Here is a 23,762-nt window from a genome sequence, read left to right as displayed (position 1 = left end):
TTTAATTACCCTCCGATATTTTTCCTTCTAATTGCTTTATTCTTTTATCCTGTTCTATAATATAAAGGGTAAGCTCTTCTACTTTTTGAAGCAACAGATTATTCATCTGAGCTAATTCTATTCCATTATCGCTAACTTCTTTTGCAGATGGAATATCGGGCAAATGTTTATTCTTTTTTATAAAAATTTCCACTTCTTTTAACGAAGCTAATTTATAAGAATCTTCAAAAACAAAATCACCCCAATCAGAACTTAGTTTAACTTTAACTTCTTCTGTTGTAATGCCTCCGGCAACATATAATTTATGTGTACCAGCCAATGGAGTTATGCCTATACCTACATTACCATCAGAAAAAGTCATTATTGCTGAAGGAGAATTAAGATTCGTAAAGATATGTCCTTTGCCATCAGAACCAATGCCAATACTGTATGCAGATATGTCATTAGCGACCCATAATCTTGCCTGGTTATTCGAAGAAGCATACATTAACACTTTGTTTTCCTGCCCACTTGTTCTGATTTCCAATCTGGCAGCCGGATTAGAAGTACCAATACCAACTTTACCCTGAGCATTAACAAATATTCCTTCATTATCCCCGTCCCCCGACAAATAGAATCCATTCATACGGATATTACGTGTAGCTATATGCGATCCTAAATCATCTGCACCAACCGGAATATCCTGTAAAGATAACAGCCCTTGTGAGTCAGAAATAATCATCTTATTACCTTCAGATGAAGCCAGTGAGCTTACTAATAAACTGCCATTAACAATCTGGGAGCCATACAAAGTTAAGGTAGAATTAGCTTGACTGGTTCCCATCTGAACATCCCCAAAACAAGTGGTCTGTCCATAAGTATTTTGCGGGCCATATAAATTTAAAGTTGAATTTATTTCCGTTGTCCCAACATTCAAAACACTAAAACAATTAGTTACTCCATGAATATTTTGTGTTCCATATAAGTTCAATATTGAATTTTTTTCTTCTGTTCCAATATTAATGTTATTATAACAATTAGTTATCCCCCAGATATCAATATTAGCAGGCACTGTTTTATTTCCGATTGCAGCATTTTTCGATACATTCAACATTCCGAAAATATCCATATTACCATCGCTTTCACTGCTTCCAATCTGAACATTCCCAACACTAAACAATGAATTTACTTTTGCAATGCCATTTACATCAAGTTTCGTTTCAGGTTTTCCTGTTCCAATACCAACTTTTCCATCGTCTTTAATAAAAACAAAATTATCTCCGGGAGTATTAGACCCTGTTGGCTTCCAAAAATTCAAGCCGCCATTCTTATATTGGATGCCCCATTCTCCTGAACTGCCATTAAGCGTTTCATCATCAAAAAGAATACCATTATTATTTGTACCACTTAACAAAATATTACCAATAACATGTAACTTTTGCTTTGGATCGGTAGTGGCTATTCCAACATTACCAGTTTGACTTCCTGGAGGGGTAGTACCGACAAAAAATGTTGGAACCGTACTCTGAAATCCAATCATTAGGCTGTTTGCAATTGAATTAACCATTTGCTGTCCGCTTATTGGACCAAGTCCAGAACCAATAATAAAAGCACCGGATGTTGATGTTTCTACAAATCTGCCAATTGCATATGATTGTCCAACATTGGCTTTTGCTAAATGCCCAATTGCATACGATTGATCGCCCTGTGCAATGCAACTTTGTCCAAGTGCCATCGAATAATGGCCATTTGCTTTTGATTGATAGCCCATTGCCGTAGAACTTATTCCATTTGCCTCTGATGCATTACCAGAAGCAAAGGTGGCCGTATTAGTAGCTTTTGTTGAATAACCAATTGCGCTTGAATAAGTTCCTGTTGTTATTGTGTGATCGCATGAAACACAGGTTTGTCAGAAAATTCTCCCGGAAAACCCTAAAAAACACAGGTTAACCAGACAAACTACATAAATTTTAAAAATATTAAGTTTCCTCATAATTAATTATATTTTAAACCATTTTCCGTTAATTATATATCCTGAAAAATTGACTATTCGATAACAATATATTCCTGATTTAAGATTAGTAGCATTTATTGCGTTAATGCCAAAAGATAATTCTTTTTCCAATACAATTTTTCCCATCAAATCATACAGAAACATTCTTGCATTCTTTTCCGTACTATTAATATAAATGACATTTCCCCCGGGATTAGGATATACTTTTATCTCTTTTGCATAGCATATTGTATCTTCCTTTATTTCTGTTATAAAATCATCTGCTGCCAGCTTTATTATTACTATATCATACTCATATTTTTGAGTCTTATAATCATATCTTTGTGCAGTAATAATACATCCGCCATCGGATGTAGCAAGAATATTTCTCGGTTCATAATTTGCATCTCCACCCAATCGTTTCTCCGACAATAAGTGAAGTTGCGGATCAATTATCCCCGCATAAATCCACGAAGGCTCTTCGGGCCAAAATGCTATTGCATTATTAAGCTGCCCAAGAAAAAATATAGAATCTGTTGTCCGGCAACTTATATTCCTGTTCCATGCAGGATAATCAATGGTATCATACAGCCCATAGTACTGTAAAGCATTAAGAGACAAAGAAGTATCAATCTTCATGATGCAAATATCATTATCAGGCGGATTTGAACTGCGGATATATCCTCCTGAAACCATGATATCCGTATCGTTAAGCCATAAAATATTTATGCTGTTTAATATATCATTTGGCAATGTCTGAACTCTCTGAACCACAAAACTTGTATCAACTTCTATTCTGTATCCTCTACTACTTTGGGTACTATACCATGTTCCCCAAAGCCATAGTTTTGTAGAATCTGCATTATAGGAAAAACCAGTAGTATTTTGTCCTGAAGAAAAGGGTATCTTTTTTGTTTCGATAGTATCGCCATTAATATCCAAATTTACAAAATATGTATTTGTCAGGTAGTTTTCGTCCGTAGCATCAAAACAGGAATAGTAACCCCCGTCTTTCTTATTCAATACAAACATATTTTGAAAAAATATATTTGTATCACTCAACACATAAGATTTATGCCATTTAAGGCTAAAATTCTCATCCATTTCCCCTATAAAAAAACGGTCATTAAACTCCAGCGGTGGCGACAAACACCCAAATACAAAAAAATTATTATCGTACGGGATAATTTTACTTATCATTAAAGAAGAATCATTTATTTTTAAAAACCTGATGGTGGTATCCCCATCAGGTTTTATTTTTAATAACATGCTCGTCCTGTCATACACGTTGTCTTTGGGATTACGTACACCTACTATTACAAAATAGTCTGGCTTATATTCTATAACATCTAAAACACATTCGTTATCAGGTGAACTTATCAATAACTGGTAAGTGTTTTGCGCTTTAATACTGATTACAGAAAAAAGAAGAATACCTATTATTAGTGCTATTATTCTGTTCATTATGTTTATCCTTTAACAATGTTCATCATTAAAAATAAACAGGCTATTCAATAGATATCGGATATTGAATGCTTCCACTACAATCCACATGCCTTATTCCATATGTTGCATTTACTTCATGAAAAATTTTATAAATAGTACCATCTGTTGTTTCAAGTCCATTTATTAAACAATTCATAAACTTTTTCCCAAGAGGATTCAGTAATGTATTATTTTGCCAGTCGTAAATAACTTTACTTGTTCCATTGTAATAATAGTTCATTTCTTTATCATCCAAACATTTTGTTTCATCAGTAATTGCAGCAACCTGGCTTGTAGCATAAAAAATTGCATAATCACAATAATTATCAACAACGTCAAATGGATTAAAAGGATTCCTTAAACAAGTTGATAAAGGGGTATATACTTCAGGTGAGGAATACCAGATTCTTGCATTTGGGCAGGGCAAATACACTTCTTTATTAGCATGAATAGCTTCTTCAATTTTTAATGCACCACCAATATCCACTATTGTCATATCACAATTCCAAGTAAATCTCCTGAAATCCCAATCATCATTTTCACCAAATGGTTCATATACAACTCCTTTACCAATGCCAATCTGAGCAATTAAGCGAAGCTTAATTTGTCTGCTATTCTGGTCTAACCCCATATTTTGTACAACAACACATAGTAATGTTTTAGTTGTATCGGAAATTTTATTATACATATTTCTCACCAAGCTTACAGCAGAATTATAGGCTGAAACTTCATCTTGCATTAATACATCATTGTCTATGGAATAAGGTATTTCTATATTAGTAGTATCCCATATACAATACTTTAATTTATGTTCAGGGTAACAATAAGTATAATTTAATGTTCCATCTATGTAAAAAACAGCATCTTCCATAGATATTTTTTGATCGTTTTTTAATAATTTATTAGCATTATTAATATTAATAAAGTTCAGTATTTTTTGTTCAACAACATTTGCATTAGCATTACTATCAACGGTGTCATGCTTAATAGTTTCATTTTTCGAACAAGATCCAATTATAAAAATAACTACTGCAAATAATATATTTTTAAATATTTTATAATTTTTCATATTTTTAAATTTAATATTAAAATAATTGCTTTATATACTTTTCATAGATAATATTAATCTCACATATAGCATTCTCCTTTCCAATTATAAAATATGTTATTTAACTACTAATGATGCGTTAATTTTTCTATTAATTCGTAATTTATTGTAATTTGCTCCTCGCTCCAAACTCCTCGCTACGTAATTCGTAATTTTTAATTCATAATTGATAATTAACTATTCCTCTTTTTCAAGTTCTACTTCCATTTCGAGGCTTTCATCTTTACTGATTTCAAATTCGAGAGAGTAGGGTTGATAGCCCGTAAAATTTGCTTCAAGGGTGAATTTGCCTGCTTCGGTAAGCTGAATACTAAATTTCCCTTTGACATCAGAAATAGCCGTTAACTCTGTTTCTTTTATTTTTAAGGTAACTCCTGCTATTGGTTGTTCTGTTTCAAAATCGGTAACTGTTCCTGTTAATTTCAGTATATTCTTTTTGCAATGATGCATTCCATAATCAATAATATTACGGGCTTCTTTGTACATTTTATAGAAATCCGGATGTGATGTTTTGAAATATTCAATGTCAATATCGAGGCGTTCGCTTAGTATTTTATTGTTTTCGCGTATCAAAACCCTGATATTTTGTAGTGCTAACTTATGTATTGATTTTGCTTCCCTGGGCAAGGGTATTGATTTTGAATAATCAGTTATTAGTTCCTGAAATTTGTTAATTAATTCATCAGATACTTCATAATCTGCCAATTCAGTTTTATTAATGATGGCAAGATTCAGAATGTTGTTGCATATATCTTTAAATTCATTTTCGCGACAAAGTAATAATTCCGATTGCGAAATTTTAACTTTTAAAAGTAATGTGTTGTTATTGGCGGTTGAAGCCATTGAACGTAAACGTCCGGCTATGATAAGACATGTTTCAGCAGCTACCGATCTTTTATTTTTTTTGTCTGCACTTATTCCGGTACTGTTTGCCAATAGTTTTTCTCTGTTTTGATTAATTTTTATAACGTTTCCATTGAATAAATCAAAAGTTGCAACAAAAGGTTTATAAACCTTAAAAATTGTTTCATTATTTAAACAATGATTGATTAACCTCATATATGAGTCTATTGTATTTTCTTCCTGATTTTTCATTTTTTTTCATTTTAAAAATTATTAAAAACTATGTTTCAATTTGATATGGTTATTTTTAATGTTATTATAGGTATCAAAATTTTAAAACTTCAAATATTTCATGACCATTGAGTTTAATATTTATTGTCTATTCATTAGTAATATTTTATCAAAAATTATATTTAAATAATTTTCATTACCGCTTCACTAAACCTAACATTTGCTTTATTTAATCATTTTACCATTGAGTTAAACCAAACGACTACTTCATCTAATCCCTTAACTATTGAGCTAAACCAAACGACTGCTTCATCTATTGCCTTTACCATTGAGTTAAACCAAACGACTGCTTCATCTATTGCCTTTACCATTGAGCTAAACCAAACGACTGCTCCATCAAATCCCTTTTCCATTGAGTTAAACCAAATGGCTACTTTATCTAAAGCCGTTACCGATAAGCAAAAACCTGATACTACATTGCCAATATGCAATTTTGCTTCAATAAAAAATCTGACTACTTTATCAACTTAAATTATCAAATAGCCAAATTAATCATTATCAAATTTTAGCTTATTTAAATACAAATAAAATTCTTTAGCTTATTAATTAATTTTATTGAAACTAAACAATAAAGAATGCTTTAAGAATTTAAACATGTTTATTCATAAAAATAAAAGAACGCAATTAAAACTTTATTCAAAGTTATAAATAGGATTTTTAATATGGAGAAAAATCTAATAAACCATCCTTTTTAACTAATAGAACCCCCTTTTTAACTAACAGAAATCTTAAGGAAATAATTAAAAGTAATTTATTATTAATAATCAAAAATAAATAATAAATATATGCTCAAATAATATATAATATTATTAAATTATATTAGAAACATAATAAGATTTATCTGCTAATAAACATTCCATTTGTTTTTCATTTCAATCTTTCCAAAAATAATTTTCTATATTTTTCACCCAATGGAATATTATGTTGTTCTTTCATCTCAATGGTATTGTCCTTAGTTAATCCTATAACATATTTCAGATTTACAATATAGGAATGATGAACCCGCATGAAAAAATTATAAGTAAGTTTTATTTCGAATTGTTTAAGGTTTTTTGAACTAATAATTTTTCCGTTTTTTATTAAGAAGAATAATGTGCAATATTTATCAGCCATACAATAAATTATTTCGTCAAAATCTATTATTCTAATTTTTTGGCCGGTTGAAACTAATAATTTATTCAAATAATTCATTTGATAACCATTATATTTGATTACTTCATCGAGATTATTATAGTACTTTATTTTATTTATTTTTTTTTGTACATTGTTAACGGCATTAACAAGTTCATCTACCTCAATTGGCTTCATTAAATAATCAAATATTTGATATTTATAACTTTCCATAGCAAATTCTTCATAGGCAGTTAAACAGATTACAAAATAATCATTATAGTTTAATTTTTTTAAAATATCAAATCCTAATCCATCGGGAAGTGTTATATCGAGAAAAATTAATTCAGGATGACATTTTGATATAACTGAAATACCCTGCTTTACATTCGTCGCGGTAGCTTCTATTTCAACATCCGGACAAAATTCTTCAAGGTAATTTATTAAAGCTTTCTGTGAAGGTAATTCATCTTCTACAATAATGGCTCTGATCATAATTTTAGTTTTAGTTAATTTTAAAAATCTTTATTTGTCTATTTTTTCATCTTAGCTGAGCGGAATTTGCAATTCCGCTCGTAACGCTTAGAAAATTTGTAATTTTCTATTTTCATTTGTTTTATAACGTTTGCTTTTTATTCTGCTGAATTAAAAATTCCGCTCAGCCGGGGAAAGCTCCCAATTCATGCAGATGATACAAAGCTTTAAAATCTATATAAGCTTTATCCATAATGTAAATTGCATCTGATATTGGAGTAAGTATATCAAGGACATTACTATCATGATATTTTCCATCTGTAATCAAGATAAAAGTAGGGATATTTCCTCTTAAATCAAGTAATGTATGGCTTTTCACAGATCCTCTGGAATACTTGCCCGGTGCCCAGCTAAATAGCTTAAGACTCAAAGATATTGTTGTCGAATCCAATGCAAAGGCTTCATTGTCAATATCAACATCTGGAATTGGTTCGTTTGCATACATTGGTCTTACTTGTTGAATAAGGTCATTGCCAAAATCTGAGAAAATTTGAAAATCCCTTCGTTCATTTGCCCGTGAAAGTGTAGATTGGTTCACATATTGTTTAATACCAAGATGATACAATTTATTCCTATGAGCTTTCAGGTAGGTACAAATATCTCGAAGGGAATTCCTTGAAGTTAATTGACCAAAAAACAATTGAATAAACTGATTCCAACAGTTGAGTTCTCTTGTTCTGAAATCGCCATTATATTCAGATACATATTTATCAAATTCATACTGAGAAATAAACTGTAGCAGCTGAGCAAAAACATATTTACCAGAATTCATAGCTTTACAATTAAGCTTGCAAAGCTAATTTTCAAATCAAATTAAAAAATCAAAGAACGTTCATATATATTTGATATATTGGTTGTTGAAAAATATTTTTAAAAGTTAACGCATCAGTAGTAATCATTAATTATAAAATATATTTTATTGATATTGGTATTTATACAAGAATAAGTACTAACTCCCGCATGGTTTATCAATTTAATATCTTAATTTTTATTTGAATCTTTTAGAATAGGCTTCACGATTACAGGGTCAACAAATAGAAATGGATATGCAAATCCATCACTTTCTTGAATTATATATTGAATTTGTTTATTTTTTATGTAAAGATATAAATCTTTGTTTAGATAATAATATATACCCATGTTAAAATGTTTCATTTTTACAGATATTTTATAGTTAACATCTCGAATATATTTTGGTTTATTAGGAAATCGGAATTTATAATCTTCTCCCAAATAACGAAAAGAATCAATGCTTATTAACTCATCTTCACAATGGCTTAACGAAATCCATAAAAAGGTTTTAATAATCTCCTCTTCAGATATTTTTTTTAAATGTTTTCCTTTTTTTCCCTTATCAATATCCATTAATAGTTCATTAAACTGTTTTTCAAAATAGTAATCTTTATTTTTATATCCTGCCAATGGGCCGGATAAGGAGGAGAATTCATCAGTTTGTATTGTTCTGTTTTTCATTTCTTTGCAATAAAAATCAACATCTGGCAATACTTTATTAAATAATTTTTGTTTCTCTGATGGAAAAATCAGAATATATTTAATGTCGGTAGTATCTTTAGACTCCCGTTCCTTTTTTATAGTATAATTCTGTCCCTTAATCGTATATGACAGAAACAGACAAAGAAAAACGAGAAATAACGCCATTGTTTTAATTATTGCTTTCATATTTAATTACCCTCTTATTATTTTTTCTTCTGATTGTTTTATTCTATATGCGATTAACAATATTATTAAATTTTATCCTTCAAAATAATCAGGCTATTCAATAGATATCGGATATTGAATGCTTCCACTACAATCCACATGCCGGATTCCATATGTTGCATCAATTACTTGAATTTAGGTTATATTTTATTCATCAAAGTATATGATAAAATCCCTATCGGGCATAAAGTTTTTTTTATCCCAAAAATAAACTATCGAATCGCCAAACTGCTTCATGCTGTCGGGAGGATATGAAAAGGATATGATTTTAATATTTTGTTTTACAACCAAGCTATATCTTGCATTTTCAATAGGTTTCCCCCATTTTTGAGTCGTAAGCAAAATGTACCTGCAACTCTTCCCATCATGATGCTGACGGTAAAAAACTTTCAAAATACTCGTCGAAACAGGATTTAAGAATAATTTGAATGAAAAAACGCTGTCCTTTACCGATAAATCAAGCGGTTTGCTAATATTTTTCTGGTCGAAGACCATTATAGTGTCAACTAGTTTTGTGTAATCATTCTTAGGGACAGGGTAAAGAATGTCAATCTCCCGTGGTCTTTTCTCGTTATTGCGGAAATAGTAATCACCCTGAACATAAAAACAGGCAGAATCAATTTCAAATGTAAGGTCTTCGCGGAAAAAATCCAGGCTTTGTGCATTACTTTTCAATGCAAACACCAACAGGGCACTTACAATAAGATATTGATATTTAATGGGCATATTTTAATTGCAAATAATCTGACCCGAGCAAATATTCTTTCCGTTTTTGATGATTATATAAACATAAGTTCCACTTTTCCCAATTTCTGCTTTCGTCAGATTGATGTTGATGCTTTTTTCTGCAGGCAATGCAAATTCCTTCACTTTTTCACCTTTAATATTAAATATCAGCAGACTCATATCCGAAAGATTGTCTTTTGAATCAATAAAAAAGTTAATGTTGCTCGAAAATGGATTTGGCGAGCAAACCACATACAGCGATGCCGGAAGTGGTGAATGTTCATGCAAACCAACGGTAAAATTAGTGTCAATGATTTGAATATCTGTATAAACGGTATCTCCGGGTTCCATGTTCAGATTTACAGGAGTGCAGTTAAACGTGGCAATAAAAGATTCATCGTAATAGTTGTAGTAATGCTGAACACTGTTTATTGTAGTCTGGCGGGGCAGAATAAATGAAAAATAGTTGCCGAAAGAGCTGAAATCAATGAAAAATAAGGAATTATGATATACAAAATGGATGTATGGATCGGGATAATAATAATATGCCTCAATGTTTTTATCTAACGAAATGGAGTATTCGTTTAAATTTGAATTATTTACCAACGTTCCCCACTGGTCGTACAAGTTTCCGTAAACCAATGCCTTAGCATAATCAATGTAATCCAGATTCTCAAATCCAATGTTAGGATAATTGGTTTTATAGAAATAGTTATTTTCAAAACAAATTGACTGACCGGGATATAAAACCGGAATGGAACATCCTGAATAACCATATATTAGTTTAATACTTTCACTTACATTAGACATATAACATTCGTAATTCAAATAGGCTATTATCTGTAGAGTATCTTGTTCCTGATTAATAATAAAATCGGGAAAATTATCCTGATCGAAAACATACATGTGATAACCAATTATTTGATTTGTAACAAAACTATGTGTGCTTGTGTTTGAACGTAGTTGAATACTATCAAAAACAAGACAATAAAGTGGATTTATAATAACATTTACTTCAAGCTCTAAATGCCATTTATTTTCGCTGTCAAAATATAGCTCACTTATGTTAATCAGCGGAGGATCAACAACGATAGGGTTTGAATAATTGTTTTTGCAAAAAACAAATAAAACAGCGAGGAGAATAAGAAACCGTTTCATTGGGAAAGAAGAATTAAAACATGCATACAAATTTATGCAAAACATGCCTATTTGTAAAAGTTTTACAATAATTTTTTAAAAAATAAAAATTTACAATTTCCTCAATTTTGAAGAAATTAAAAAAACCAGTAATTATTTTCTTCTATCTCAAATCCTTACCTCGGATTATTTTCTATTTCATTAAAACAAGTTTACGTGTTAAAATTGTTTTTCCTGCCTGCAAACGGCAGAAATAAATTCCAGCTTGCAGATTGTTTGAGGTAGCATTCCATTCAAAACTATGATTGCCAGCAGTTAGATTTCCGTTGAAAAGTGTTTGGATTTTGGTTCCGTCGGCAGCAAAAATTTCGAGAGAAACTTGCCCTGGTTCTTTCAAAAACAAACGTAAAGTGGTTTCATCACGGAAAGGATTTGGTACAGGATTTTCGAAAAGGAGACTGCTTTCGGAGGTAGTTTTTTGTATGCCGCCAATCAAGTCAGTATCGAGCCAAATTACAAGATGATGCGTTGAGGCTTCTGTTTCAATATCCAGAGTGTCATTAATTAAGTTTATATCAATAGGGATGGCGATCATAACCGTATATTTTAAAGAATCTCCCGGATGAAGCGTGTAAGGAAAATCAATGAGCGGTTCCTGTAAATACCAGAAGCTGTTGCTGTGTTCAATATTATTTATCATAGCATCACCGGCATTAAAATTTTTAATTACAAAAGGTATCCCATTAAAGATTTGTTCATCGGTGAGAAAAGCCATTGAGTCGGGCGACACCACAACGTCGTAAACCGCTGAACCAGTTGAAAAAATCAGGGTTTTCCAGGCAGAAATAGTATTAAAATCTGTAATCTTACAATTAATATTCCAGGTTTTACCGTTTTCGGCAGGTGTGCCGCTAAGAAGCCCGTCATCAGAAACGCTCATTCCCATTGGGTAACCAGGGCATTGGAAAGAAGTAGAGTAGCCATCGGGAATCTGGTAAGTATTGGAAATTGAAGCTAAAGTGTAATTAGCACCGCTTCCGTCGGAAATTCCGGCTGTCCAGCCAGTGCCTTCTGTGATGCCATTTCCATAAAATAATTCTATTTTCCCTGTAGGATAAAGTGTTGCAGCAACATCTATGTTTACTTCGGGGTGATCGAACATGGATATTTCCCACCTGAAGGTAGCATGGCTGGCATCTCCTTCGTAAAAAATTCCGTCACCGGTTTCGGGGTAAAGCATCAGGTCGGCTCCGTAGGGTGTAATAGAACGAATGGCTCGTAGATTTTCGTCGTTGCGAACGTATTCAAAATTATTTCCAAATAAAACTGAACCATCAGACGAAATTGTCAGCGAATCATAAGTTTTTCCATAAAAAGGGAAAGGAAAATCAATTTTTTGGATGGCAAAGCCGTCGTCGTTGCTTGAAAGAAAAAGCTGCTGCGATGTAATTGCCGGGAAAACTCCCTGTAAAAAGTCTTCATTATAATTAAATTCGAGATTCCATTTGTAGGGAGCTAAACCACCTTCTGAGCTTAGCTGGAAGGAATAGGGTTCGCCAGCATAAGCTAATGGAAGTGAGTCAGTAATAATAACAGGGGCGTCAATGTTCATTGTATAATTTACACCGAGCCAAATAGTTCCATTTTCATTAACCGCCACATTGTGTTCGGGGCAGATAATTTCCGTTTCACCATTCGAATAATCAACAATTGAAAAATCAATTACTTCGCCTTCGCTTGAATTTTCGGGGTCTTGCCCGTCCACCTGGAGGAAAAAACGAGCTGCTGAGCCATTGTTTATGTAACTAAGTAAGGGTGTGATATCAAGACCGAGTTCAAGAGTTTTGTCAGCCTCCGAACTGCCTCCCTGCATATAAAAATCTCCTCCCTGGTAACTGAAAAGGGGAAATGAAAGAGTGTGTTCCGGCTGAAGTGCGTTAGTATCGCTTGCAACACCTGCAGAAATGCGGATTTTGTTGCGGGAAGTATGTTTGATGGTAGCTTTTGCCGTAAGCAATGGCTGGCAATCGGCTTTTGTGCTAATCATGTGAACGGTATTACTCCAGATCCCGCCATTTCCAAGGTCGAGTGCAAGTAAACGGTACAGCATGTACGATCTGCCGTTGTTTCCCCAATATTCGCCCCAACTATTGGCAACGATCAGTCCGCCAATTTCCCAGTCGCGCATATCCACAATGCCATCTCCGGTAATATCAAGGTTATTGGTAAACTGTCCGTCGTTATTAACATCGTAGCGGATTGAATCGTTGTAACCCACAAAAGTCATCGCATGGTTTACATCGGCATCCCAACGGGTTACTACCGATTTTCCGGCTTCGGGAGTGCCATAAGGAAGGGTAGTCATGGTATGACTTCCGGACACTCCGGCGCCAAAACAAGCCAGTCCGCCTACAGGTGAACCATTCCCGTGGTCGTAAAACCATTGTTTCAGGTTTTGCAATCCTCCGGGAGTGACAACATTCTGTGCATAAATATTCAGAACCCGATTGTGCATACCATTGTAATACTGCTGGTATCCACTCATCCACCGGCTTTGTCCGCCATAGTAAAAAGTTCCACCCCAGTCGTCAACATTAGGACAACCATCTGATTTTATTATTTGCCAGCCATCGAAATACCAGGAACCACTGCCACTGCCACCGTTGAGAAAATTCCATGTAAAATGTGTTGGATACTGGTTTTGAATAGTATTTGCATTTAATCCACGAATATAATCAATTTCATAAGTAAAATTGTAACCTATTCCACTTGCCTGTCCACAACTTCCGCCGTCCTGATTGAAAATCGGGCGAAAAAATGGTTGTTGGGAGTTGTCAATACTCGAAGGCAAGTCTCGTGTTTTGTATTTTTCTTCAACAGAAAATTGTGGCAAACTGTTTAAAAACTGGTAATCGGCAGTTGTAAGCTGACGAAGCCCCCCGGCATACCAGGGTTCGGCTTTTTTATCAGGATTTACATTTATTAGCTTTTGAGCCTGACTTTGAAACGAAAGTAAGAAAACCAGTGATGTAATACAAAAAAAACGAAGTTTCATATTGTTAAAATTAAAATATTTATCGTGTTATTATTATTTTGTTTATAAATGTTCTGTCGGAAATCTGCAATTTACAAAAATAAATTCCTGAATTCAGATTACTAAGGTTTAATGTGATAAATTTGTTATAAGAAAAAATGTTTCCTTCGGAAGAAAATACTTTAAGCCCGTCGGGTTTGAAAAGTTCAATTCTGAAGTTGCCATTAATTTGTTCATTTATTTGCAATGTGATTACATTTTTTGCCGGATTGGGAAATATAAAACATGACTCCGAACCATGAAAATTATTGATTCCATTGGGATCGGTTACTTTCAGGTTTACAGGAACTTCTTTTGTGTTTCCAATCTGATCGCTTACGGTGAAAGTTCCTGAATAACTTCCCGGAGGAACCGAGTTGGTATTGAAAATAAGTTGAACAGGATAGGAGCCGTACATCCCAATATGACCTGTTGCGGGCACTACACTAAGCCAGGGCATGGAGTCGGGAACGGAAATATTAAAGTCAATATATCCACCTCCAAGATTTGAAATGACCAAAGTATCGGCATCAATTTGGTTGATATCGAGGTCTTTTTCAATAATGTTTGGTGTAACTGTCATGTTTGGAGTACCATTATCAAAAGCGGGAAATATGATATAATCTACCCAAGCGCAATCGGAACCTCCAATAGTTGAATAATCCTTATGGTAAACCCATTTTAAGGTGTGCTCGCCAGCAGTTACGGGATAGGTTTCCTGACTCCAACTGACTTCGCCATCCCATTTGTTAAGTTCGTTATTATCAATGTAAAATCCGAGCCAGTCGTAACCGGTACCGCTGGGGGCGTTTTCGCAGGATACTTTTTTATAAAAACTGATTTCACCATCGGCTAGTACATTTAATGTAATATAAAAAACTGACTCCTGGTTGTCAGCAATAGCACCGGATTTGGCGCAGTACGTTCCTTCATAGGGATTGGTTTCCACGATCTGCCAGTCAGCATTTCCTGAAAATTGCCAGTCGTAACTCGAAAAATTGCCCGATTCGAAAGTTTCTGCAATCAGTCCGACGGTAATGGCAAGGGTATCGGAAATGCCATAATCATAATCCGTTTGTATACTCAGAGGGAATGTTACTACGTTGCCGATTGCAATTCCAGAAGATGCGGTAATATTGAATACAAGGGGCAAGGTGGCTCCGGCAGAGAGTGTATCACTCTGAAAATGTGCATTATTTACAGTAATTTCGGGATTTATACAATTTATATTTGCAAGTATTCCGGTGGCCTTAGCTCCGCCGGTATTTTTAAGTTCAACAATCATATCGGCAGTTTCTCCCGGATCAAGACTTCCGTTTGCTCCATCGTTAATTGTAATATTTCCGATGGTGAGAACGGGTGAATGGAGGATGATGGTAAACTGCCTTGAAAGGGTATCGGTAAGAGAAGCAATATAAACCGTCATGGGTATGGCATAGCCCTCGGGTACAACATCAGCAACCGTAAAACCAAATGCATTGCTGAAAGAAACCGATTGTGAGGCGGGAATGGTTCCAACGTTTTCTGTACTGTCAGTCAATTGAATTAATGAGTCATTGCATTTGAGCCACATTTCTGTTCCCTGGAAAGGTTGTGTATTGGTATTGTTTAGCATAAGTGTAAGCGCGGCTTCTTCGGCATATTCTACTACATCATCGCCACCCGACAGTATGTTGTAAGTAATTCCAAGTCCCTTGGTAGTAAACGGCAGGGTTTTTATCGTGCGAATGTTGTTATTGTCGGTTACAACAAATTTTATCATGCAACTATCGTATACCTGCATGGGTGCTCCGCTGAATTCTCCGTTACTGCTCAATTGCATTTCGTAGGGGTAAGGTGTGGAACTGTATTTTTTTACCGAATTCGCTGCGGGAGGCTGGTCGCCATAGTCGTAGCGTAGAATGTAATCATAGCCATTGCCTTCGGAAATACCAGAAAACCATTGTAAATAACCTACAGAAACAATTTCGCCGTAATAGAATTCAATTTTTCCGGAAGGATAAATTTTTATTGCAAAATTAAGGTCGGTGCCCGAAGGATTATCCCACAGAGAGGCTTTCCACCTAAAAGCAGCACAATTGGCATCGCCTTCATACCAAACTCCATCACCATCGCCAGCATTGATAGAGACTGTTTTAAGTGAAAAGGGTGCAATGGCTTTTATATTCTTCATGAATGATTTATAGGCAATGATAAAAGTCCATGGATAATCTTCGTTGGTAAACATAAGATACCCATCGCCATGAACATACACTTTATCATACATTTTTCCATAGTAAGGAAATGAAAAATCCAAGGGCTGCTCGGCAATTCCATTTTCTGTTCCCGAAAGGTTAACCTGGTGTGCATTTATCAGGGGAAATGTGGCGGTAGAGTCTCGTTCGGAATACATACTGGCAGTTTCCCACTGGTAAGGCGGGCGACCGCCCAAAGCTGATAAAGTATAATCATAAGGCTGATAAAGGGTAGCTAAGGGGAGAGAATCGGTGGTAATTTCCGTTTTGTTAAAACTCAGAGGTAGATTTACATCAAGTGTAGTAATACCATTTTCAACAATTGGAACATTGGTTTGCGAACAGGGGTATTCCACAATGCCTGTGCCGGTATAATCCATTACTGAGAAACTCAGGATTTTACCTGTGGCAGCGTTGGATGGATCGTCTTCCGCAAGCTGGAGAAATATTTTTACAGAAGAACCGCTCTGTATATAACTTAATAAAGGAGTGATATCGAGACCGAATTCAAGAGTTTTATCTGCTGTAGAACTTCCTCCCTGCATATAAAGGTCTCCTCCTTGGAAGTCAAAAATGGGTAAATCAAGAGTAAAATCAGGTTCCGTGGCAGCCTGATAGAGGGCAATGCCGGGAATAATTTTTATTTTACTGCGGTTAGAATGGGTAACTGTGGCTTTGATAGTAAGTTGTGGGTCGTAATTTTCATTTACATAAACCCCATGAACGGCACTATTCCATATTCCTCCTTCTTCCAATTGTTCGGCAAAAGTGCGATACATCACATACGAAAAGCCCTGATCTCCCCAGGTATTAATGCCTCCATAGGTATTGGCAACTTTATAACCACCTACTTCCCAGTCTTTCATATCCACTATTCCATCGCCATTGGTGTCAAGATTATTGGTGTACTGTCCGTCGTTATTAAAATCCCATCGTATGGAATCGTTATACCCTACTATCGTCAATCCGTGGTTGGGGCTTCCTCCAAACGATAAAATCACGTGTTTGCCCGCTTCTGGGGTTCCGGTAGGCAGAGTGTTGCCCGGGCTGGTATAGGAAATATACATTTGTGCAACACCGCCGTGTGCACTTCCGTTCAAATGATTATACAACCATCCCTTCAAAGTATTCAATCCTTCTTCTGTATTTACTTTAATGGCAAACATTTGACGGATACGGTTTTTCATTGCATTGTAATACAGGTCGTAGCCACTCATCCACCGAGATGATCCCCCATAGTAAGGTGTACCTCCGTATTCCTGAACATTAGGATTTCCGCAATTTTTTACTACATACCAGGTTTCGAAGTAGCTTACCCCGCAATCGCCACCGCCATTAATAAAATTGAAGGCAAAATGTGTTGCCTGCTGATTAGCTGGCACATTCCCCGGGAGGTTTCTGGCGCAATTTAGTTCGTAAGTAAGTCCTAATCCCAAACTGCTGGCTTGTCCGCATTCCAGACCCGATTGTTGGTATAAGGGTCTGAAATATGGTAATTGTGAATTATCGACAGCATAGGGACGTTCATCATCACTGGATCCTGCCGGAAGGACAAGCTCAGGAATAGAAGCCAGTTTTTCAAGTTCGGATGCCGAAAGGGGTTTAAGTTCCGGGTTGGTCTTTTCTTTTTGAGCATAAACTGAAAAACAAATAACTGCGGAAAAAAGCAGGAGGAAAGTACATTTTTTCATACAACAATAGAATGGTTAATTTAACAAAAGTGAAGGGCGTAAAAATACACAATTTTTATTTTTATTAGATACGAGTTTATTCCAGTATCTTATTAAATTATTTAATAGTTATATGTTAATAACCAATACAATAGTATTTCAGATACAATTGTACCGGAAAACGATATAGTAATTTGCTCTATGCGGACAATGCAAGGGGGAAGAAAATTCCGTAAACTTGCTATTTGTTTGCCATTACCGGAAATATATAAAATTGACTCCAATGAAAAATGTACTTGTTTGCACATTTATAAATAATTACACGTGTTTTTCGCTTTTATACGTTTATTTTCTTTTTCTGTTAAACAAAGTTAAAATCCTGAAATATTAATCTTTCTCTGAAAAATTACGATATTTGCCAAAAATAAAGTTACAATAAACACACTGGAAAACAACACACAAAACAATTGCGCAGAAAAAGAAAACATAGCAAACATAATACCATCAAATGGTATCAGAAACTCAGGGATAAATACCGCCTGGTGATTATGAATGAAAGCACGCTGGAAGAAAAACTTTCGTTCAAATTGTCGAGGCTGAATGTTTTTATTGCACTGGGCACATTATCCATTTTGCTTGTATTTCTTACCACATACATTATTGCCTTCACCCCGTTGCGCGAGTACATACCTGGTTATTCCAGCGTGGGATTGCAGAAGAATGTGTACGAACTTGGCTTGAAAACCGATTCCATAGAACAGGTTTTACAACAAAAGGACAAATACATCTCCAACCTGAAAAATATCATCACAGGCAACGACCTGCACCCGGATTATTCCCTTACCAAAGATACTGCCAAGGCAACTTCCTATTCCGAAATCAGCGACAGGCGCAGCCCGGATGATTCGCTACTCAGAGTGGAGGTGGAAAACCAGAATAAATACGCACTGCTCAGCAGCAACGAAACTTCTTCAGAGGGGTTAGGAGTAAGTAATTCCTATATAGGAAGTGTTAATTTCTATTGCCCTTTAAAAGGCATGATTATAAGTAATTTCAATAGCCAGAACCGCCATTTTGGTATAGATGTGGCTGCACAAAAAAATGAAGCCATTAAAGCCGCACTTAGCGGAACCGTTGTTCTTGCTAACTGGACATTAGAACACGGATGGGTGTTGGCTATTCAGCACACAGGCAACATCATCACTTTCTATAAACATTGTTCCGTTTTGCTCAAACAACAAGGCGATTATGTACATGCCGGAGAACCTGTAGCCATTGTAGGCGAAACCGGAGAAGTATCTTCAGGACCCCACATGCACTTTGAACTTTGGTACAATGGAAGTCCGGTAAACCCTAAAGACTACATCAGTTGGTAGCAAAAAAAAGAATTGCCGTTTTAGGCTCTACAGGCTCCATCGGAACCCAGGCACTGGAAGTAATCCGAAACCATCCGGAGGTTTTTGAGGCGGAAGTGCTTACTGCCAATACTAATACCGATTTGCTGATTAAACAGGCGTTGGAATTTAAACCCAATGCCGTGGTGATAGTCAACGAAAAGCACTATCGCGAAGTTTCCGATGCTTTACAACCGCATGACATCAAAGTATTTTCAGGCGAGGCATCCTTAACACAAATCACCGAAAGTGATTCTATTGACATCGTACTGACAGCATTGGTAGGCTTTTCCGGCTTGCAGCCTACTATGCATGCCATTAATGCCGGGAAGCCCATAGCCCTTGCCAACAAAGAAGCCCTGGTGGTAGCCGGCGAACTGGTTACCCGCTTTGCAAGAGAAAAAGGCGTAAATATTTACCCTATTGATTCGGAACATTCAGCAATATTTCAATGCCTTGCAGGTGAATTTCACAATCCGGTGGAAAAAATTATCCTGACGGCTTCGGGTGGTCCGTTCAGGGGGAAAAACAATGATTATCTTGCGAAAGTTACCAAGGAAATGGCGCTGAAACATCCCAACTGGAATATGGGTTGCAAGGTTACCATTGATTCTGCCACATTGATGAACAAAGGGCTGGAAGTGATAGAAGCACACTGGCTTTTCGGGATGGCAGCTTCGCAGATAGAAGTGATTATTCATCCACAGTCCATCATCCATTCGCTGGTGCAGTTTGCCGACGGCTCGCTGAAAGCCCAGATGGGACTGCCCGATATGCGGCTGCCGATACAATATGCCCTATCATACCCCCACCGTTTGGCGACCAGTTTTCCACGTTTCTTGTTTACGGATTTTCCTCAACTCACCTTTGAAAAACCCGATATCACTACCTTCCGTTGCCTTATGTTTGCCTATGCTGCGCTGGAACAGGGAGGGAATATGCCTTGTATATTAAATGCCGCCAACGAAATAGCGGTTGCTGCATTTCTTAATGACAAAACAGGTTTTCTGCAAATTCCGGAAATCATCGAAAAATGTATGGCGAAAGCTTCTTTTGTCCTGCACCCTTCATTTGACGATTATGTACAAACCGACCGGGAAACCCGTGCATTAGCACTTTCTTTTATTTAGCCATTGACTGCTGAGCGATAGCGAAATCATAGAATGGTTTGCAACCTTACGCCGAATTCAGGTTATTATCTTACTGAACTATCAGTTTACGGATAAGTTTTGTTTTGTTTCCTTCGATATGAACGAAATAAATGCCTCTTGCCAAAGAACTTATATCAATGGTCTTGATCATCTTTCCATTAACTGTCATCCGCTGATGGTAAAACTCCTGGTTGGCAGCATTGGTGATTTTTACACCAAACTGACAGTTCTTATCGGTAATAAGGGTCAGATAAACATTTTCGCTTGCCGGGTTAGGCGATATATCCACTTTAAGCCCTTTCACATAGCCAGTAATTCCGGTACAGGGATCGAAAGTAATGGTAATGTCGTCGGTAGTCTGACAGCCATTGTTGTCGGTTACTAACACCGAGTAAGTCTGTACACCTGCACCTACGCCGGTAGAATCCACCATGATGGTTGGAGTGGTTTGCCCAAAGGGTTGCCACAGATAGTTTTGTGCGTTGGGTATGGTAGCGTCGAGTTCAATAACATGATTAACACAAATGATAGTATCGCTACCCAACTGTACCACAGGAAGAGGATACAACAGAACGCTTACCTGCCCGGTCATAGCCCGTTCGCAGCCATAAGCATTTGCTGCTTTTATTTTGTAAGTGCCGGGAACAGTAACATTTTCAAAAAGCAACGATGAACCGGTTCCCGGAAGAATGTAACCGGTAGGAGTATTGTTCAGTAATAATTCATAATCTATATTGGTTTGTGAGCCGTTAAGGCTGATGCTTACGCCGCTGCCGCCTTCGCAGTATCCGCCGCCACCTTGTATGGTAAAGGCCGAAGGAATAGCGTGAATACTAAGGATAAGCGTATCGCTCAGAACATCACCACAACCACAGGTTACCGTTAAAACAAGCTTTGCAAATCCCTGTGTAATGTCAATGCTGCCAGGGGTATATACAGGATTTAGTATGCCGGAATTATTGAAAGTACCGTTTCCGGAGGTAGTCCATTGAACAGTAGAGTAATTTACTGAACTCCCGTTGAGCTGATAAGTTTGACCCACACAAATGTCGTCGTCGTTACCGGCTACGGCAGTAATTGGGCTTAACATGGGGAAATCAATATAATCAACCCAAACAGCATCAATGATAGTGGTATCCTGGGCTGTTTTCACATAACGCCATTCATAGTTGTGTAAACCAGCAGTAACCGGTATTGCTGCCTGTGTCCAGTCGAGAGTTCCGCTCCATGTTTCCATCACCTGCCCGTCCACAGCAAATTCAAGGTGGTTCACTGTTTCCATGGTGGTTGTTTTTACCCAGAAATGCAGGGTATCGGTAACAGCAAGTTCCAGTTGCAGGTGCATGGCAGAGGTATCGCCAACATTTACGATGCCTGATTTGGCAGAGTAACCCCCATTGCGTTTTGCAAGGTTAGTAACAGTCCAGGGCTGTTCGTTAAAATTCCATTGGTATCTGGTAAAATCTCCGCTTTCAAAATCTTCTTCAACAGGAGGCAAAGTAGTAAAACTCCAAACGTTTCCGGAAGTATTTCCAAAACCATTGTAAGCATCTACTCTCCAATAGATGGTAGAATTTTCGGGTAAAGAATGAGAAGGAATGAATACCGTATCCATTACCATGCCTCCGCTTACGATATTGGTAGGAGGATTATCAGTTCCGAGGTAAATTTTGAAAAGGGTAGCCGGGCTTACGTTACTGGTATCCTGCCAATGCAGTTTTGTAAAAGGAAGAACTTGTTTGGAAGAATCAACCGGAATCGGGAAAACTGTTGCAACCGGAGCCATTCCTGTTACATAGGGTGAGGCATAAGTAAGAGCATGACCCGAACGGTTATCAGTCCAAACCGGATAAACCTGCCCATTTCTTGCACTTATGGCGAGGTAATCGCCAAAATAAGAGCTGGCAAGGCCGGGAATCGGAGTTGGAGTAAAAGCGATATCACTGACTTTAAAATCTGCCCAGGTTTCTCCGCCGTCGTAAGAATTGGCACACCATACTTCGCATTGGGAACTGGTTACATTACGGTCGTCGTAAAAAATCACGCTGAGGGTGCCGGTAATTGGGTCGCAGGTAATCCATGGGAAGTAATGTTGTTTGCCAGCACCGGGAGCATCAGTATTAATCTTTTTGGGATTCGACCAGGTGGTTCCGCCATCAGTGGATTTAATAAGGTAAACATCTATGTCGCTGCCGGTGTTTATTCCGGGAACTCCTTTGTTAGCCCAAACAATGTAAATGGTACCACGATGTCCGCTGTTACTGATGTCAACAGTCATGGATGGGAAGGAGTTTACGCGCATATTTTTTGACGTTCCGCCTGTACGGATTCCTTTCAGATTGTTTATGGCTCTGATTGCCGGCTGATAAGTAACCCCACCGTCGGTTGATCTGGTAAATCCAATGGCTTTTTCATCCATCACACCTGCATCATACACAACCCAGCAAACATATACCTGTCCGTCAGGACCGGTGCTGATATTCACACCCTGGTTATGGCTTCCTGCACTAACTGCATTGCTTATGCTTTGCGGGGCTGACCAGGTGAGTCCATCGTCGGTTGAACGGGAAATTTCAATCTGGTTATTATTTGAACCGCCAAAGTTTGTCCAGGCATCGTAAAGATTACCATCGTAAACACTTGTTGTAGAATTGTCAATCCATAAATGGTTTTTGTCGAGAAGGCTGTTCCAACCCGGAGGACCCGGTGCAACAACTACCGAAGTCCAGGTGGTTCCCCCATCAGTAGAATGAGAAACGCCCTGACCGTTGTTGCTGTGAATGAATCCAACAAACATATGTCCATTGTTTCCGATGGCAGTTGTCGGGTCGCCCTGATCGCCGCCGCCGGCACCGTAAATGGAGCCATCCCAAGTATTGCCTTCATCATTGGTAATAAAATGGTCAGCACCGTAAACGCTTCCTGCGGGTAAAGGGGTTGAATTATTGGAGTTGAGCGCATTATCTGGATTCAAAGGACTTATAAAGACAGAATTTTCACTTTGTGTGGAATTTTCTGAAGTAATACAAACGTCCAGTGAATTAGTAGTTAATACACTCTTAGAATTGATATTATTTCCTGTAAATATAGCCTTGGGTACTTTTTGAATAGGAGCAGTAGTTACCAGTCCTAAGTTAGCCATTCTTTTCCAGTAGGCCATATTGTCTATCCGGTAATCCACCTTATATTTTAAAGGGTGTTTTTTAATTTGCTCGCGGGTGGGGTATTGTTGTGCAAAGGCAGATATTGTGATTATGCCAGTGAAAATAAAACAGATGATAATGAACTTTTTCATGTACATAATGTTCGGTTTGT

General features: G+C 36.7%; 15 protein-coding genes. 2 read left to right on the top strand and 13 right to left on the bottom strand.

All coding sequences use genetic code 11. From position 1 onward, the window contains the following. Window position 1 precedes the first annotated feature (1 nt). The 12 genes from M0R21_01450 to M0R21_01395 form a co-directional block, all read right to left on the bottom strand. On the bottom strand, window positions 2-1,750 hold the full coding sequence (locus M0R21_01450; protein ID MCK9616483.1) for a hypothetical protein: 1,749 nt from the start codon (window positions 1,748-1,750) through the stop codon (window positions 2-4). Between the two features lie 228 nt (window positions 1,751-1,978). Beyond that, entirely contained in the window at window positions 1,979-3,436 is a 1,458-nt protein-coding gene (locus tag M0R21_01445) for a T9SS type A sorting domain-containing protein (GenBank protein MCK9616482.1), read from the bottom strand. Between the two features lie 43 nt (window positions 3,437-3,479). Next, the gene (locus M0R21_01440; GenBank protein ID MCK9616481.1) at window positions 3,480-4,526 is read right to left on the bottom strand and encodes a hypothetical protein; all 1,047 of its coding nucleotides are present in this window, start codon (window positions 4,524-4,526) and stop codon (window positions 3,480-3,482) included. A 216-nt stretch (window positions 4,527-4,742) separates the two neighbouring features. Beyond that, the gene (locus M0R21_01435) at window positions 4,743-5,660 is read right to left on the bottom strand and encodes a carboxypeptidase-like regulatory domain-containing protein (GenBank protein ID MCK9616480.1); all 918 of its coding nucleotides are present in this window, start codon (window positions 5,658-5,660) and stop codon (window positions 4,743-4,745) included. A gap of 212 nt (window positions 5,661-5,872) precedes the next feature. Further along, window positions 5,873-6,052: a hypothetical protein gene (locus M0R21_01430; GenBank protein MCK9616479.1), complete on the bottom strand. Its 180-nt coding sequence runs from the start codon at window positions 6,050-6,052 to the stop codon at window positions 5,873-5,875. Between the two features lie 514 nt (window positions 6,053-6,566). Beyond that, entirely contained in the window at window positions 6,567-7,304 is a 738-nt protein-coding gene (locus M0R21_01425) for a LytTR family DNA-binding domain-containing protein (protein ID MCK9616478.1), read from the bottom strand. Between the two features lie 163 nt (window positions 7,305-7,467). Next, on the bottom strand, window positions 7,468-8,115 hold the full coding sequence (locus tag M0R21_01420) for an IS4 family transposase (GenBank protein MCK9616477.1): 648 nt from the start codon (window positions 8,113-8,115) through the stop codon (window positions 7,468-7,470). Window positions 8,116-8,324: 209 nt separating this feature from the next. Beyond that, entirely contained in the window at window positions 8,325-9,023 is a 699-nt protein-coding gene (locus M0R21_01415; protein ID MCK9616476.1) for a hypothetical protein, read from the bottom strand. 186 nt (window positions 9,024-9,209) lie between these two features. After that, window positions 9,210-9,788: a DUF4424 family protein gene (locus M0R21_01410; GenBank protein ID MCK9616475.1), complete on the bottom strand. Its 579-nt coding sequence runs from the start codon at window positions 9,786-9,788 to the stop codon at window positions 9,210-9,212. A 3-nt stretch (window positions 9,789-9,791) separates the two neighbouring features. Beyond that, window positions 9,792-10,946 carry a T9SS type A sorting domain-containing protein gene (locus M0R21_01405; GenBank protein MCK9616474.1) on the bottom strand — a complete coding sequence of 385 codons (1,155 nt, stop codon included), beginning with the start codon at window positions 10,944-10,946 and terminating at the stop codon, window positions 9,792-9,794. 172 nt (window positions 10,947-11,118) lie between these two features. After that, entirely contained in the window at window positions 11,119-13,980 is a 2,862-nt protein-coding gene (locus tag M0R21_01400) for a T9SS type A sorting domain-containing protein (protein MCK9616473.1), read from the bottom strand. Between the two features lie 19 nt (window positions 13,981-13,999). After that, window positions 14,000-17,923, bottom strand: a complete 3,924-nt coding sequence (locus M0R21_01395; protein MCK9616472.1) for a T9SS type A sorting domain-containing protein — start codon at window positions 17,921-17,923, stop codon at window positions 14,000-14,002. A 446-nt stretch (window positions 17,924-18,369) separates the two neighbouring features. Here M0R21_01395 and M0R21_01390 point away from each other — a divergent pair, with 446 nt between their 5' ends. Beyond that, window positions 18,370-19,278, top strand: a complete 909-nt coding sequence (locus tag M0R21_01390; protein MCK9616471.1) for a M23 family metallopeptidase — start codon at window positions 18,370-18,372, stop codon at window positions 19,276-19,278. Beyond that, entirely contained in the window at window positions 19,272-20,426 is a 1,155-nt protein-coding gene (locus M0R21_01385) for a 1-deoxy-D-xylulose-5-phosphate reductoisomerase (GenBank protein ID MCK9616470.1), read from the top strand. Before M0R21_01390 ends, M0R21_01385 begins: the two co-directional genes overlap by 7 nt. A gap of 70 nt (window positions 20,427-20,496) precedes the next feature. Here the strand turns inward: M0R21_01385 and M0R21_01380 are convergent, their stop codons facing one another. Continuing rightward, window positions 20,497-23,742: a T9SS type A sorting domain-containing protein gene (locus M0R21_01380; GenBank protein MCK9616469.1), complete on the bottom strand. Its 3,246-nt coding sequence runs from the start codon at window positions 23,740-23,742 to the stop codon at window positions 20,497-20,499. Between the last annotated feature and the right edge of the window lie 20 nt (window positions 23,743-23,762).

The sequence above is a fragment of the Lentimicrobiaceae bacterium genome (assembly GCA_023227965.1).
In the GTDB taxonomy this organism is placed as follows: Bacteria; Bacteroidota; Bacteroidia; order Bacteroidales; family JALOCA01; genus JALOCA01.
Note: the sequence above shows the minus strand (reverse complement) of the source record. Positions and strands in the feature narration are given on the sequence as shown.

Excerpts from the sequence above, each read along its gene's own strand:
- M0R21_01450 (MCK9616483.1), bottom strand. The coding sequence starts at position 1,750 with ATGGGCTATCAATCAAAAGCAAATGGCCATTATTCGATGGCACTTGGA.
- M0R21_01380 (MCK9616469.1), bottom strand. The coding sequence starts at position 23,742 with ATGAAAAAGTTCATTATCATCTGTTTTATTTTCACTGGCATAATCACA.
- M0R21_01415 (MCK9616476.1), bottom strand. The coding sequence starts at position 9,023 with ATGAAAGCAATAATTAAAACAATGGCGTTATTTCTCGTTTTTCTTTGT.
- M0R21_01405 (MCK9616474.1), bottom strand. The coding sequence starts at position 10,946 with ATGAAACGGTTTCTTATTCTCCTCGCTGTTTTATTTGTTTTTTGCAAA.
- M0R21_01430 (MCK9616479.1), bottom strand. The coding sequence starts at position 6,052 with ATGGAAAAGGGATTTGATGGAGCAGTCGTTTGGTTTAGCTCAATGGTA.
- M0R21_01410 (MCK9616475.1), bottom strand. The coding sequence starts at position 9,788 with ATGCCCATTAAATATCAATATCTTATTGTAAGTGCCCTGTTGGTGTTT.
- M0R21_01445 (MCK9616482.1), bottom strand. The coding sequence starts at position 3,436 with ATGAACAGAATAATAGCACTAATAATAGGTATTCTTCTTTTTTCTGTA.
- M0R21_01435 (MCK9616480.1), bottom strand. The coding sequence starts at position 5,660 with ATGAAAAATCAGGAAGAAAATACAATAGACTCATATATGAGGTTAATC.
- M0R21_01425 (MCK9616478.1), bottom strand. The coding sequence starts at position 7,304 with ATGATCAGAGCCATTATTGTAGAAGATGAATTACCTTCACAGAAAGCT.
- M0R21_01400 (MCK9616473.1), bottom strand. The coding sequence starts at position 13,980 with ATGAAACTTCGTTTTTTTTGTATTACATCACTGGTTTTCTTACTTTCG.
- M0R21_01440 (MCK9616481.1), bottom strand. The coding sequence starts at position 4,526 with ATGAAAAATTATAAAATATTTAAAAATATATTATTTGCAGTAGTTATT.
- M0R21_01395 (MCK9616472.1), bottom strand. The coding sequence starts at position 17,923 with ATGAAAAAATGTACTTTCCTCCTGCTTTTTTCCGCAGTTATTTGTTTT.
- M0R21_01420 (MCK9616477.1), bottom strand. The coding sequence starts at position 8,115 with ATGAATTCTGGTAAATATGTTTTTGCTCAGCTGCTACAGTTTATTTCT.